Origin of the sequence: Cupriavidus necator (genome assembly GCF_040578825.1) — a bacterium.
Classification (GTDB): domain Bacteria; phylum Pseudomonadota; class Gammaproteobacteria; order Burkholderiales; family Burkholderiaceae; genus Cupriavidus; species Cupriavidus necator_E.
Genome location: NZ_JBEFLI010000049.1, coordinates 42,169 through 55,997, shown reverse-complemented (window position 1 = coordinate 55,997; position 13,829 = coordinate 42,169). Strand labels below are relative to the sequence as shown.

Genomic DNA, 13,829 nt, shown 5'->3' with positions numbered 1-13,829 from the left:
TCCCTGCACCGCCCCCACCAACGCCCGCCCGAGGCCGCGGCGGCCATGGTCCGGATGGACGTCCATTTCATCGAGATAGGCGCATTCGCCATTGCGGCTGGCCAGCGCGAAGCCAGCCAGTTCGCCGTGGCGCTCGGCCACCCACAGCCGCGAATCGCGCTGCGCGGCGATCAGCGCCGAATCGGGCGTGCTGACCAGGCGCAGCAGCGCCGGCACGTCGGCGTCTGGGAACAGTGCCGCCGCGGCCAGCTCGATCTCGGGCAGCCGCGGCAGATCGTCGGCCACCGCGAGGCGGATGCGCGGGGCCGCGGCGGTTCGCGCCATGGCGCGTTCAGGCGGCCGGGAACAGGCTGACCAGATGGGCCACGGCGGCCGGCACGTCGTCGGCTTCGGTCACGGCGCGCACTACCGCGGCGCTGCCGACGCCCACCGCCAGCACCTCGCGCATGTTGGCCGCGTTGACGCCGCCGATGCCGACCAGCGACGGGATCACCGGCTGCATCAGCTTCACATAGGCGCGGAAGCGGCCCATGCCCTGCGGCTGGGTCGGCATCGTTTTGGTGGTGGTCGGGAAGATCGCGCCCAGCGCCAGGTAGCTCGGGCGGATCGCGGCCACGCGCAGCATCTCGGCGTAGCCGTGCGTCGAAACGCCCAGACGCAGGCCAGAGGCGCGGATCGCTTCCAGCTCGGCATCATCCAGGTCTTCCTGGCCGAGATGGATGCCGTAGATGCCGCTCTGGTCGCCGCCGTTGGCCGCGCGGTAGTCGATCGCCGCCTGCCAGTGGTCGTTGATGAACAGGCGCGAGGTCGAGCCCTGCATGGCCCTGGCCGCGCGCGCAATCTCGGCGCGCACCGCGGCCGGGTCGTCCGACTTGAAGCGAAGCTGCACCGTCGGCACGTTCAGCGGTGCCAGCCGCTCGATCCACTCCGCAGTCGGCACCACCACATACAGGCCCAGCGGGGGGCACGGCGCGAACGGCGCGACCGTTTGCTCCGGCGCGACCAGCGCGGGGTGCCGCACGTGCGGGAACCGGGCAAAGTCCGACGGCCAGTCCGCCGAGCCGGGCTCCCACGCGCGCGCCAGGCACAGGGCGTCGTGCGCCGGGAAATGCAGCGACAGGCAGGCCAGCAGTACCGCGACGAAGGCGGGCGAATGCGGCTGGTCGGTATCGGCCCTGACGCTGAACACCCACGTGCCCATCGGCGAGCGCACGGTGTCGACCCACTGCCCGCCTTCGCGATCGGTTTCGATCAGCGTGGCGCCGGTGGCGGCAATGCGCTCGATCGCCGCCTCGTTCGGTTCGCCGTCGGCCAGCAGCACGTCATGCGCGCCGGGATGCTCCGGCGCATCCTCCAGGCGCCAGGCCTGCCACGGCTTGTCGTCGATGCCGTAGGTCTCGCCATAGTGTTCGAGTACCGCCTGGCGCAGCGGGCCGTCACTGGCGGCATGCACGGGGCGGCGGGTCATGCTCGCTGCTCCGTGCTGTCGGCGTGCCAGAACGGCATGCCGACCACTGGCGTGCTGGCCTGCGCCACCTCGCGCTCGGGCATCGGTCCGGCCAGGTAGGCGGTGCGGCCGGCTTCGACGGCCTGCGCGAAGGCGCGCGCCATGTTGACCGGATAGGCGGCCTGCGCCACCGCGGTATTGAGCAGCACGCCGTCGTAGCCCCACTCCATCACCTGCGCCGCGTGCGACGGCAGGCCCAGGCCAGCGTCAACGATCAGCGGGGTATCGGGCAGGCGCTCGCGCAGCACGCGCATCGCATGCGGGTTGACCGCGCCGCGGCCGGTGCCGATCGGTGCGGCCCATGGCATCAGCGCCTGGCAGCCGACGTCGAGCAGGCGGCGGCACAGCACCAGGTCTTCGGTGCAGTACGGCAGCACCTTGAAGCCTTCCTTGATCAGCGTCTCGGCCACCGACGGCAGGTTGAGCGTATCGGGCTGCAGCGTGTAGTCGTCGCCGATCAGCTCGAGCTTGATCCACGGGGTCTCGAACACTTCGCGCGCCATCATCGCGGTGGTGATGACCTCCTGCGCGGTGAAGCAGCCAGCGGTGTTGGGCAGCACCGGCACGTTCAGCGCCTTGAGCATCTGCCAGAAAGCCTGGCCGCCTTCGCCGTTGCCCACCGCGCCCTGGCGGCGCAGCGCGACGGTGATCATGGCGGGCGTCGACGCCTGCACCGCGGCTTCCAGCGTAGCGGGCGACGGATAGCGCGCGGTGCCCAGCAGCAGGCGCGAGCCGAACGACTCGCCATACAGCACGAACGGATCGCGCAAGGTCTCGGAAGGTTCGAATGTCATGGGTCAGCCTCCCGTTACGGGTTGCACGAGGTCGATGCGGTCGCCGGCCGCAAGGGGGGTGTTGGCGTGCGCGGCGCGCGGCACGAACTGGCCGTTGACCGCCGCGGCAAAGGGGGGCGCGATCTGCGCCGCGGTCACCGCGTCCGCCAGCGTGGCGGAATCGGTGAGGGCGAGCGGTCGGCCGTTGAGCAGGATATCCATGTCAGTCATGCGTTAGTGCAGCAGCCCGCCGGGGGCGGCAACGGTGGCGACCCGCGTTTCGCCGGGCGCTTCGGTCACGGCCTCGATCATGCCAGGCCAGCGCAGCGCGGCCGGGACCGCATGCGCGGCGGGATCGCCCTTGAGCAGCGCATTGACCACCGCGCACGCGGCCTCGGTCACCGCCGGCGCGATCAGGAAGCCGTGGCGGTACAGGCCGTTGACGCGCACCACGCGGGTACGCTGGTCGACGCGGATCGCCGGCAGGTGGTCGGGCCGCGTCGGGCGGCGCTGCACGTTCAGTTCCAGCACGCGCGCCTCGCCGAAGGCGGGATGCAGCGAATGCGCCGCCGACAGCAGCTCCAGCGCGGAACGCACGCTCATCGGCGACTCGTCCTCGCTTTCCAGTTCGGTGGCGCCGATCACGTACAGGTCATTGGGCTTGGGCGCGATATAGATCGGGTAGCGCGGATGCAGCAGCCGCACCGGCCGGTGCAGCTTGACGTCGGGCGCATGCACGCGCACCACTTCGCCACGCAGGCCGCGCAGGCCCGGCTTGTCGCCGCCCGGCTGCGCGGGCCAGGCCGAGCGCGCCCCGAGGCCGCGGCAATCCAGCACCACGTCGGCGCGGATGCCGAGCCTGGGCAACGTCCCGGCATCGACTTCACCGGCTTCCCAGACGCAATGCACGCCTTCGCTGACCGCGCACGACAGCAGCGCGCGCAGCACGCCGCGGTTGTCGAGCTGGCCTTCGCCCGCCAGCAGCAGGCCCTGCGGGAAACGCCCCGCCAGCGCGGGCTCGACTTCGCCCACGCCCTTGCCATCGAGCGTGTGCAGGCGCTGCGCCACCAGTTCGGGCGGCGCCACCGCGCGCACGCGGCTGGTAAACAGCGACATCTCGCCGCGGTCGCGCGCATGCCAGACCACCAGCGTGCCGTCCTGCTGGAAGAAGACCGGCTCCGGCAGTTCGGCCAGCCACGCGCGCCACAGGTCGACGCTGGCGATGCCGAGGTCGACGATACGGCGCTCGGCAATGGCCGATTCCGCCAGCGGTGCCAGCATGGCCGCGGCCACATAAGCGGCCGAGCCCGCGCCGTCCGGCCCGGCCCGCTCCACCAGCGCCACGCGGGCGCCGCCGCGTACCAGTTGCCAGGCGGCCAGGCGGCCGGCAAGACCGGCCCCGAGGATGGCGACGTCAAACGACTGCACTGCTGTCATGAGGGGTGTTGTGCCGGACGGGGCGTGCGGCCGCGCCGGCCTCCTTGTTATCGGTGCCGCCGCGCGAGGCGCTGCGCGGCGGCGAAACACGAGCGGGCATGGGTGCGAAGCCATGCCCGTACTGCCAGTCACTGCATCACGAGTAGATCTTGCTGCCCTTCTTCAGGAACTCGATCGACTTCTCTTCCATGCCCTGCTGCGCTTCCTTGGGCAACGACGCCGCGTAGTCGCGCACTTCCTGCGTGATCTTCATCGAGCAGAACTTCGGCCCGCACATCGAGCAGAAGTGGGCGATCTTGGCGCCCTCGGCCGGCAGCGTGGCGTCGTGGTACGAACGCGCGCGTTCCGGATCGAGGCCCAGGTTGAACTGGTCTTCCCAGCGGAACTCGAAGCGTGCCTTGGACAGCGCGTTGTCGCGCAGCTGCGCGCCGGGCCACCCCTTGGCAAGGTCGGCAGCGTGGGCCGCGATCTTGTAGGTGATGATGCCTTCGCGCACGTCTTCCTTGTCCGGCAGGCCCAGGTGCTCCTTGGGCGTGACGTAGCACAGCATGGCGGTGCCCATCCAGCCGATATTGGCCGCGCCGATGCCGCTGGTGATGTGATCGTAGCCGGGGGCGATGTCCGTCACCAGCGGTCCCAGGGTGTAGAACGGCGCCTCGTAGCAATGCTTGAGCTCTTCGTCCATATTGGCCTGGATGCGCTGCAGCGGCACGTGGCCCGGGCCTTCGATCATCACCTGCACGTCGTGCTTCCACGCCTTGGCGGTCAGTTCGCCCAGCGTGCGCAGTTCGCCGAACTGGGCGTCGTCGTTCGAGTCGGCGATGCAACCCGGACGCAGGCCGTCGCCGAGGCTGAACGACACGTCATAGGCCTTCATGATCTCGCAGATCTCGTCGAAGTGCGTGTACAGGAAGTTTTCCTTGTGATGCGCCAGGCACCACTTGGCCATGATCGAACCGCCGCGCGAGACAATGCCCGTGACGCGGTCGGCGGTCAGCGGCACGTAGCGCAGCAGCACGCCCGCGTGGATGGTGAAGTAGTCCACGCCCTGCTCGGCCTGCTCGATCAGCGTGTCGCGGAACATCTCCCAGGTCAGGTCCTCGGCGATGCCGCCGGTCTTGTCCAGCGCCTGGTAGATCGGCACCGTGCCGATCGGTACCGGCGAGTTGCGCAGGATCCATTCGCGCGTTTCATGGATGTGCTTGCCAGTGGACAGGTCCATGATGGTGTCGGCGCCCCAGCGGATCGACCACACCATCTTTTCCACTTCCTCGGCCAGCGACGAGGTCACCGCCGAGTTGCCCAGGTTGCCGTTGATCTTGACGCGGAAATTGCGCCCGATCGCCATCGGCTCCAGTTCGGTGTGGTTGATGTTGGCGGGAATGATGGCGCGGCCGGAGGCGATTTCCTGGCGCACGAATTCCGGCGTGATGTCTTCCGGACGCAGCGGCAGGCCGGCGCCCAGCGCGTTGCCGGGGTGCTGGCGCAGCAGCGCCTTGTATTCGGGCTTGTCGTACAGCGCCTGCAGGTTCAGCGATTCGCGCAGCGCCACATATTCCATTTCCGGCGTGATGATGCCCTTGCGCGCATAGTGCATCTGCGAGACGTTGGCACCGGCCTTGGCGCGGCGCGGATTGGTCAGCTGGGCAAAGCGCAGGTGCGCGGTGGCGGGGTCGTTGGCACGGTCGCGGCCGTATTCCGACGACAGGCCCGGCAGCACTTCGGTGTCGCCGCGCTCCTCGATCCACTTCGCGCGAACCGGCGGCAGGCCTGCCTTCAGGTCGATATGCACGTCAGGGTCGCTGTACGGGCCCGAGGTGTCGTACACCGGGATCGGCGGATTCTGCATCTCGCCCTTATCGGTGCGCGTGGACGTCTGCAGGATCGTGCGCAGCGGCACGCGGATATCCGGGCGGCTGCCGGTCAGGTAGGTCTTGCTGGAAGCCGGGTAGGCGAATTTCTGGTCGAGATCGCTTTCAAGCGATTCGAAGGAAGCTGCGGGGGCAGTACGGGCCATGGGTGTCGTCCTCTCTCTTGCGGGGTGGACGAAACCAGGAGCCCTGTGAGCGCCGCCACGGCCACGGGGCCGGAGGAAGCGAGTCCCGGAGGGACAAGAGGCTTGGTCTTGCTGAAACTTCCCACGCCGGTACTAACCGGATCGGGTTCGAAGGGACTCTCTCAGCCGCACGGCCCATCCGTACGGCACCCCTGTTTCATCCAACGGGGTGAATTTAAGCACAAGCCCAAAGTGGGCGCCACCCCTAATTCGGTCGCAAGTGCCGTGCGGCAAGGTATCCAATGCAGCATGCTGCAATGCGTCATGCCGCGCGCGCCGCAGCTAAGGGCATCCCCCGGCACTCAAACGCGCGTCACGTGCTCTACCATGCAGTAACACGTGCTTGCCTCCAACGCCAGAACAGCCTGCAGGAATCCGCCATGACCGAAGCCGCCACCCACCGCGTATTCAACCAGGTGCCCGATCTCGCGCACTACAACCTGTTCGCCACCGATGCGGCGCTGCGTGGCGCGCTGCAACGGCTGGGTGGCGACTGGCACGCCGAGGCACTCGGCCAGTTCGGCGCGCGCCTGGGCGAGCCAGAAGTCCAGCAGTGGGCCGCGGACGCCAACCGCTACACGCCTGAGCTGCATACGCACAGCCGCACCGGCGACCGCATCGATCTGGTGGGTTTCCATCCGAGCTGGCATGCATTGCTGGGCCTGCTGCGCAGCCAGCAACTGCAGTCCCTGCCCTTTGCGCAGCCGCGCGCGGGCGCGTGGGTGGCGCGCACCGCCGGCTACTTCCTGCAGGCGCAGGTGGAATCCGGATCGCTGTGCCCGCCTACCATGACCTTCGCCAGCATCCCGGTACTGCGCAAGGAAACCGCACTGTTTGCCGAGTTGGAGCCGCGGCTGTACTCGGCCGAACACGATGCGCGCGACCTGCCCTGGCGCAACAAGACGGCGATCATGATCGGCATGGGCATGACCGAGAAACAGGGCGGCTCCGATGTGCGCGCCAACACCACCGTGGCGCGCGCGGTGAACGGCGAAGGCCGCGGCGCGGCATACGCGCTGACCGGGCACAAGTGGTTCTTCTCCGCGCCGATGTGCGATGCGCACCTGGTGGTCGCGCGCATGGGCGCCGAGGACGGGCCGCTGTCGTGCTTCTTCGTGCCGCGCTTTCGCGATGACGGCAGCAAGAACCCGATCCTGATCCAGCGCCTGAAGGACAAGCTCGGCAATCGCTCCAACTCGAGCAGCGAGGTCGAGTTCCGCGACGCCACCGGCATCCTGATCGGCGAGGAAGGCCGCGGCATCCCGACCATCATCGAGATGGCCACCAGCACGCGGCTGGATTGCGTGATCGGCAGCGCGGCGATCCTGCGCGCGGCCTTCGTGCAGGCGCTGCACCATACGCGCCATCGCAGCGCCTTCGGACGCCTGCTGGCGGACCAGCCGCTGATGCGCAACGTGCTGGCCGACCTGGCACTGGAATCCGAAGCGGCCACGCTGCTGATGATGGAACTGGGCCACGCCTTCGAGCACGCCGACGATGATCCGCTTGCCGCCGCATGGAAGCGCGTGGTCACGCCCGCGGCCAAGTTCTGGGTGTGCAAGCGCACGCTCGAAGCCACCGGCGAAGCGATGGAGGTATGGGGCGGCAACGGCTATGTCGAGGAAGGCCCGATGGCGCGGCTCTATCGCGAGGCCCCGGTCAACTCGATCTGGGAAGGCTCGGGCAACATCATGTGCCTGGACGTGCTGCGCGCGATCCAGCGCAATCCCGACGATGCCGCGCGGCTGCTGCAGGACCTGTCGCGCCGCGCCGGCGGCCATCCGGCGGTACGCGCCGAACTGGCGTCGCTGCAGGCGATGCTGCGCGAAGCGCCCGAGCACCTGGAGACGCATGCGCGCCGCTTTGCGCAGGGCCTGGTGCTGACCGCGCAGGCGGCGCTGATGCTGGCGCATGCCGAGGCAGAGAATGCGGAGCTGTTTGTCGCAAGCCGGCTCGGGCGGCAGCATGGGCGGGTATTCGGCACGCTGGATGCGGATGCCGATACGATGAAGCGGGTGTTTTCGCGCGGCTTCGAAGGCTGACCGGCGAGGCGCGGGAACGACAAGCCTTAACGCGCGTGATCCCCGCGAAAGCGGGGATCACGTGTCTTTCAAAGTCGCCCCTCAGGCCTCCATCGACTCCAGCACCCGCAACATCACGCGCGGCGCATAGCGGATCAGATCGTGCGCGCGCTCGCCGATCATGATCGCGGGCGCATTGGTATTGCCGCCGATCAGCGTCGGCATGATCGACGCATCGACCACGCGCAGGCCGTGCACACCGCGCACGCGCAGCTGCGGGTCGACCACCGCCATCGCATCCATGCCCATGCGGCAGGTGCCCACCGGATGGTAGATGGTGTCGGCGCGTTCACGGATCATCTCGCGCACGTCGGCGTCGTCGCTGCCGTCGGCGCGCAGGTGGGCGGAATAGAGCTCGCGCCCGCCGAAGCATGCCAGCTGCGGCTGCGCGAAGATCCGGCGAACAATGCGCACGCCGGCCACCATGTCGTCGAGGTCGCGCACATCACTCAGGTAGCGCGGGTCGATCAGCGGCGCGCGCCGGATATCGGCCGAGGCCAGGCGCACTTCGCCGCGGCTGCGCGGACGCAGCACGCACACATGGCAGGAATAGCCATGGCCGGCGTTGAGCCGGCGCATATGGTTGTCGCACATGCCGACCACGAAATGCAGTTGCAGGTCGGGCTCGGGCAAATCCGGGCGGGTGCGCACGAAGCCGCCGGCTTCGGCGAAATTGCTCGACAGCATGCCGGTGCGCTCGCGCCGGTAGCGCAGCATTTCCGACAGCAGCCGCGCGAGGCCGCCGAACGACACGCCGAACAGCTCGGGCGCGGCCACGCGCTTGTGCAGCACGATGTCGAGATGGTCCTGCAGGTTGGTGCCCACGCCAGGGAGGTCATGCACCACGCCGATGCCGAGCTCGCGCAGTTGCGCCGCGGGCCCGACGCCCGACACCATCAGCAGTTGCGGCGAGCCGAACGCGCCGGCGCAGACGATCACGTCGCGGCGCGCGCGCAGCAAATGCTGGCGGCCGTCGCGTACGACCAGCACGCCGGCCGCATGGCGGCCTTCGAACACGATGCGCAGCGCCTGCGTGCCGGTCAGCACATGCAGGCGCGCGCGGCCGCCGTTGCAGGCCTTGTCGCGCACGTTGCCGCCGTGCAGGTAGGCGCGCGCCGCGTTCCAGCGCTCGCCCGCATGCTGCGTGACCTGGTACCAGCCCACGCCCTCCTGCTCTTCGCCGTTGAAATCGTCGTTGCGCAAAAAGCCCGCCTGCTGCGCGGCCTCGATAAAGCGTTCGCCGAAGGGGTTGGGCGTGCGCAGGTCGGATACATGCAGCGGGCCATTGCCGCCGTGCAGCGGATCGTCGTCGCTGCCGGCCAGCCGTTCATTGCACTCGGCGCGGCGGAAGTACGGCAGCACGTCGTCCCACGACCAGCCGTCGCAGCCGGCCGCAGCCCAGTCGTCGTAGTCGGCGGGCCGGCCGCGCGTGTAGATCATCGCGTTGGTGGACGAGCAGCCGCCCAGCCCGCGTCCGCGCGGCTGGTAACCGCGGCGGCCGTTCAGGCCTGGCTGCGGTACCGTCTCGTAGGCGTAGTTGCGGGCTCCCGCGCGCCCCAGCATTGCGGCAACACCGGCGGGTGTGCGTACCAGCACATGATGGTCGTGGTGTCCGGCCTCTATGAGGGCAATGGTGTCGTCGCCGCTGTCGGCGAGCCGTCCGGCCAGCGCACAGCCAGCCGAGCCCGCGCCGACGATGACGTAGTCATAGGTGGTTTCCATCTGTCTCCCCGCGAGTCCGCAGGCGGCGCGCATGCGTGAGCCGGACGGGGCCAAGCCGGCCGGCCGCGCGCGCCCTGTCCGTCCAGCGGATGGCAAGCCGTGAAATCCAGTGTAGGCGCTAGCCGCAGGCGTGGAGAAGGACGTAGGGATGACCCGCAATGCCATGCGGACGGCCGTTTGAATCGGCCCGCTGGTAGGAAACTTCCATTGCCACGGCCGGCGCGCTACCTTATCGTGCGCGGGAACACGCGAATCGCATCCGATTGCGCCGGCTTGCGCGGCAAGGCGCGCGCGCTTGCGCAGCGGCCCGGCGAGATCCGACTCAATCCCCCTCAGGCTCCCAGGAACGCAGCGATGCGAGAAGTCCCCGATCTGTCTTCCGTCTTCGGCGCGATGCATGCGGCATCGCGGCGCGACCAGTTGCCGCCATGGACCGTGCGCGCCGACCGGCTGCAGCGCCTGCGCCGGCTGGTGATCGAGCACCAGGCCGCCATTGCCGGCGCGATCCACGACGATTTCACCAACCGGCCGCGGCAGGAAACCGCGCTGCTGGAGGTCTTCCCCAGCATCGCCGGCATCGATGACGCACTGCGCCACGGCAAGCGCTGGATGCGCGTGCGCCGTGCCGCCACTGGCTTCTGGTTCCGCCCGGGACGCTCACGGCTGGTGCCGCAGCCGCTGGGCGTGGTGGGCATCGTGGTGCCCTGGAACTACCCGCTGTACCTGACCATCGGGCCGCTGGCCGGCGCACTGGCCGCCGGCAACCGCGCCATGGTGAAGCTGTCGGAATACACGCCGCGCTTTGCCGCGCTGCTCGCGAAACTGGTACTGCAGCACTTTGCGCCGGACGAGATCGTGGTGGTCAACGGCGATGCCGAGGTGGCCAGCGCCTTTACCGCGCTGCCTTTCGACCACCTGCTGTTCACCGGCTCGACCGCGGTCGGCCACCATGTGATGCGCGCGGCGGCCGCCAACCTGACGCCGGTGACGCTGGAGCTGGGCGGCAAGTCGCCGGCCATCATCGGCGCCGGTGCGGACCTGCCGCGTGCGGTCGAACGCATCCTGGTGGGCAAGCTGATGAACGCCGGCCAGACCTGCATCGCGCCTGACTATGTGCTGGTGCCGGAAGACATGCGCGATGCCGTGGTGCAGGCCGCGCGCCAGTGCGTGAACCGGCTCTATCCCGAGCTGGCGCGCAACCCGCCGGACTACACCAGCATCATCAGCCCGCGCCATTTCGCGCGGCTGGCCGGGCTGGTCGACGAGGCCGCGGCGCAGGGCGCGACCGTGGTGCCGCTGTCGGATGCGCAACCTGACGCGCAGGCGCGCCGCCTGCCCCCGGTGCTGCTGCTGGATGCGCCCGGGAGCGTGACCGCGATGCGCGAGGAGATCTTCGGGCCGGTGCTGCCGGTGGTGACATACCGCACGCTGGACGAGGCGATCGACTACATCAATGCGCGCCCGCGCCCGCTGGCGCTCTATCTGTTCGAGCGCGACCGCGGCGCGATCGGCCATGTGATGCGCCAGACCGTTGCCGGCGGCGTCACCATCAACGACACGCTGTTCCATATCGCCCAGGACGGGCTGCCGTTCGGCGGCGTCGGCGCGAGCGGCATGGGCGCGTATCACGGCCAGGCGGGCTTCGACACCTTCTCCAAGCTGAAGCCGGTATTCCACCAGGCGGCGCTGAACGGCGCCGGCCTGCTCAAGCCGCCCTATGGCAAGACCTTCGAGACGATGCTGAAGCTGCTTCTGCGCTGATCGCGTGCTGATCGGCGCCGATCAGGACACCAGCATCGGCCGTCCGAGCATGCGCGACAGCACCGCCTCGGGCGAATGCGTATGGTCGGAGATCGCCTGCGGTTCGAGGTAGATGGTCTGCTCCATCATCGCGCGGCCGCGCATGGCGGCGTGCAGCAGCTGGTCGCTGAACACGATCCAGGTCGAACCCGGCGGGAAGTGGAATTCCTGCTGCGGCACGTCGCGCTGATAGTCCAGGTCGGCCTTGGCCAGGTCATGCAGCTGCAGCATGCGGTGGTCGTATTCCGAGCGCTTGCGCTTGGTGATATGCAGCAGCTTCATCAGCGACGCCTGTCCCGGCCACATGCCGTGCGTCTTCGGCACGAACTTCTGCGCAAAATCGGCGAACGGCTCGCCCACGCGCCACACCCGCGGCGCGGCCGGATCGATATTGTGGAACACGCGCAGCAGGCGCCTGCCCAGCATCGGGTTGGACGGGAACGAGTCGACGTGCAGGCGCGTGTCGTCCTTGCGCCAGCTCACCGGGCGCCCGGCGATCTCGCTGGGGCGCAGCGAGGTGCCGGCGCGCGTCATGTGCGGGATGTACTCCGGGAACAACGTCCGCACCAGCGTCTCGCTGTTGTCGGCGTAGCGGCGGATCAGCCTGTACAGGTCGGCCAGGTCCTGGGGCGTGCCCTGGGCGCCGCGCACCGCGGTGTCGTCGGCGCGCAGGTTGATGTTCTTGGACTTGCCGTCGGAATAGCGGCTGTCCAGGAAGCGCTCTTCGCCGGACTCGAAGCGGAATTTCAGGTCGGGGAAGTAGAGCACGGCGCCCTGCTCCAGCTCGCGGCGCAGCGTGGCGCGTTCCTCGGCCGTGACCTGCGGCGCCCAGTCGGTGTAGGGCTGCGGGCGGATCAGGTTGAGCTGGCTGGTGGAAGCCGATTGGGCAGCCGGTTGGCTCGACGATGCGGTGGTGGCAATGGCAGGCGCTTCGGGCATGGCATCCTCTGAAACAGTTACCCAGCACGTGGGTCGGCCGCCGGTGTGGCGGCACGGGATGGCGCGATTTTACTCCCTGCGGCTTACCGTGGCGCCGGCGTCACGCGAGCAAGAAAAAACCCCGCGGGCCCGGAGGGCCGGCGGGGTTTCTGTGCTGCGGGCTCAGCGTGGATTACAGGCCGGCCGCGGCGCGCAGCGCTGCCGCCTTGTCGGTGGCTTCCCACGAGAATTCCGGCTCTTCGCGGCCGAAGTGGCCGTAAGCGGCGGTCTTTTCGTAGATCGGGCGCAGCAGGTCCAGCATCTGCACGATGCCCTTCGGGCGCAGGTCGAAATGCTCCTGCACCAGCTCGGCGATCTTGGCGTCGGGGATCTTGCCGGTGCCTTCGGTGTAGACCGTCACGTTGATCGGGCGGGCCACGCCGATGGCGTAGCTCACCTGCACCTGGCACTGGCGCGCCAGGCCCGAGGCCACCACGTTCTTGGCGACGTAGCGCGCGGCGTAGGCGGCCGAGCGGTCGACCTTGGACGGGTCCTTGCCCGAGAACGCGCCGCCGCCGTGCGGCGAAGCGCCGCCGTAGGTATCGACGATGATCTTGCGGCCGGTCAGGCCGCAGTCGCCCTGCGGGCCGCCGATGACGAAGCGCCCGGTCGGGTTCACCAGGTACTTGGTTTCCTTCAGCATCTCGGCCGGCAGCACCGGCTTGATGATCTCTTCGATCACCGCTTCGCGGATCTGGGCCTGGGTGATATCGGGCGAATGCTGGGTCGACAGCACCACGGTGTCCACGCTGTGCGGCTTGCCGTCGACATAGCGCACCGTGACCTGCGACTTGGCGTCCGGGCGCAGCCAGGGCAGGCGGCCGTCGCGGCGCAGCAGCGACTGGCGCTCGACCAGGCGGTGGGCGTAGTAGATCGGGAACGGCATCAGCTCCGGGGTCTCGTCGCAGGCGTAGCCGAACATCAGGCCCTGGTCGCCGGCACCCTGGTTCAGGTAGTCGTCGGAAGCGCGGTCGACACCCTGGGCGATATCGGGCGATTGCTTGTCATAGGCGACCAGCACCGCGCAGCCCTTGTAGTCGATGCCGTACTCGGTATTGTCGTAGCCGATGCGCTTGATCGTGTCGCGCGCAATCTGGATGTAGTCGACGTTGGCGGTCGTGGTGATTTCCCCGGCCAGCACCACCAGACCGGTGTTGCAAAGCGTCTCGGCCGCCACACGCGCGTACTTGTCCTGCGCCAGGATGGCGTCCAGGACGGCGTCGGAAATCTGGTCGGCGACCTTATCGGGATGGCCTTCGGAGACGGATTCCGAAGTAAAAAGGAAGTCGTTTGCCACGAACTTATTCTCCAGGTTGGCTATTGCGTGCCAGCCTGTTCGGTTCATGGCGGCGACGCTTTAGCGGTATTTCAAGCTGCCCGGTGAGAGCGGCATCGCCCCGCAAGTTGTCAGTTAACTCGGCGATACACGCTATTATACGCGCCTGCCGGGCTCGTTGCAGCGCGTCATAGGGAAC

The 13,829-nt window shown here is 68.7% G+C and carries 11 protein-coding genes and 1 riboswitch; of the genes, 2 read left to right on the top strand and 9 right to left on the bottom strand.

The window, feature by feature from the left end; genetic code table 11:
* The 6 genes from AB1I47_RS22445 to thiC all read right to left on the bottom strand — a co-directional run.
* Positions 1–324 (bottom strand): GNAT family N-acetyltransferase (locus AB1I47_RS22445; protein WP_354685917.1); only part of this gene is annotated, 324 nt, incomplete at its 3' end.
* A 7-nt stretch (positions 325–331) separates the two neighbouring features.
* A complete protein-coding gene (locus AB1I47_RS22440) occupies positions 332–1,468 on the bottom strand; it encodes a thiamine phosphate synthase (RefSeq protein WP_354685916.1) in 1,137 nt (378 codons plus the stop codon).
* The gene (locus AB1I47_RS22435; RefSeq protein ID WP_354685915.1) at positions 1,465–2,301 is read right to left on the bottom strand and encodes a thiazole synthase; all 837 of its coding nucleotides are present in this window, start codon (positions 2,299–2,301) and stop codon (positions 1,465–1,467) included. The genes AB1I47_RS22440 and AB1I47_RS22435 overlap by 4 nt, the downstream gene beginning before the upstream one ends.
* Before the next feature lie 3 nt (positions 2,302–2,304).
* Positions 2,305–2,502 carry a sulfur carrier protein ThiS gene (thiS, locus tag AB1I47_RS22430; RefSeq protein WP_354685919.1) on the bottom strand — a complete coding sequence of 66 codons (198 nt, stop codon included), beginning with the start codon at positions 2,500–2,502 and terminating at the stop codon, positions 2,305–2,307.
* 12 nt (positions 2,503–2,514) lie between these two features.
* On the bottom strand, positions 2,515–3,717 hold the full coding sequence (locus tag AB1I47_RS22425; RefSeq protein WP_354685914.1) for an FAD-dependent oxidoreductase: 1,203 nt from the start codon (positions 3,715–3,717) through the stop codon (positions 2,515–2,517).
* A gap of 136 nt (positions 3,718–3,853) precedes the next feature.
* Complete coding sequence (gene thiC, locus AB1I47_RS22420; protein WP_354685913.1) at positions 3,854–5,734, bottom strand: phosphomethylpyrimidine synthase ThiC; 1,881 nt, start codon at positions 5,732–5,734, stop codon at positions 3,854–3,856.
* A gap of 101 nt (positions 5,735–5,835) precedes the next feature.
* Positions 5,836–5,937: riboswitch (TPP riboswitch) on the bottom strand.
* 216 nt (positions 5,938–6,153) lie between these two features.
* Here thiC and AB1I47_RS22415 point away from each other — a divergent pair.
* Positions 6,154–7,815 (top strand): acyl-CoA dehydrogenase family protein, encoded by a 1,662-nt coding sequence (locus AB1I47_RS22415; protein ID WP_354685912.1) that lies wholly within the window; start codon positions 6,154–6,156, stop codon positions 7,813–7,815.
* An 81-nt stretch (positions 7,816–7,896) separates the two neighbouring features.
* On the opposite strand, the gene AB1I47_RS22410 is transcribed toward AB1I47_RS22415, so the two are convergent.
* Positions 7,897–9,576 (bottom strand): GMC family oxidoreductase, encoded by a 1,680-nt coding sequence (locus tag AB1I47_RS22410; RefSeq protein ID WP_354685911.1) that lies wholly within the window; start codon positions 9,574–9,576, stop codon positions 7,897–7,899.
* Between the two features lie 354 nt (positions 9,577–9,930).
* Between AB1I47_RS22410 and AB1I47_RS22405 the strand changes: the two genes are divergently transcribed.
* Positions 9,931–11,337 (top strand): coniferyl aldehyde dehydrogenase, encoded by a 1,407-nt coding sequence (locus tag AB1I47_RS22405; protein ID WP_354685910.1) that lies wholly within the window; start codon positions 9,931–9,933, stop codon positions 11,335–11,337.
* A 21-nt stretch (positions 11,338–11,358) separates the two neighbouring features.
* Here AB1I47_RS22405 and AB1I47_RS22400 read toward each other — a convergent pair whose 3' ends face one another.
* Both AB1I47_RS22400 and metK read right to left on the bottom strand, forming a co-directional pair.
* Positions 11,359–12,315, bottom strand: coding sequence for a Kdo hydroxylase KdoO (locus AB1I47_RS22400; RefSeq protein ID WP_354685909.1), 957 nt, complete (start codon positions 12,313–12,315; stop codon positions 11,359–11,361).
* A 172-nt stretch (positions 12,316–12,487) separates the two neighbouring features.
* Positions 12,488–13,651, bottom strand: coding sequence for a methionine adenosyltransferase (gene metK, locus AB1I47_RS22395; RefSeq protein ID WP_029047350.1), 1,164 nt, complete (start codon positions 13,649–13,651; stop codon positions 12,488–12,490).
* Positions 13,652–13,829: the final 178 nt, after the last annotated feature.